Genomic DNA, 448 nt, shown 5'->3' with positions numbered 1-448 from the left:
CGCAGGAGAATTACCTTCCGCTCACATTGCAACAACCGACCGCAGCACCAGTTGGCGAATATCGATTATTTACGGAATTTGTCCTTTCAGTCACCGGCAGGCTGGCCAAGAAACGGACAAGCATCGACATGGAGGCTGCATAATGAAGCAACGACTCGCACCACGTATGCCTTTGGCTTCCCTGAAGACATTCGACCCGATGGAGCCGACGGCCACGCCGGTCGACGGCGAAAAGCCGCCAGCCGTGATGCATTCCCTGGAAGAGCCTTCACCTCTGCCTGGCAAGGGACATGCGCCCGCTGCAGAGATATCGATCGCGCTGATTGATAAAAGTCCCCATCAGCCACGATTGATTTTTGATCCGGAAGCAATCGACGCACTCGCCGCCTCCATTAGTGAATCTGGCTTGATGTCGCCTATTACAGTAAAGACAAAGGAGAATGGCCGC

At 54.5% G+C, this 448-nt stretch carries 1 protein-coding gene; it reads left to right on the top strand.

From position 1 onward, the window contains the following. Nucleotides 1-142: 142 nt before the first annotated feature. On the top strand, nucleotides 143-448 hold a 306-nt coding region (locus tag JK635_RS28170), incomplete at its 3' end, for a ParB N-terminal domain-containing protein (protein ID WP_202653241.1).

This window comes from Neobacillus paridis, from assembly GCF_016765675.1.
Lineage (GTDB): Bacteria > Bacillota > Bacilli > Bacillales > Cytobacillaceae > Neobacillus > Neobacillus paridis.
Note: the sequence above shows the minus strand (reverse complement) of the source record. Positions and strands in the feature narration are given on the sequence as shown.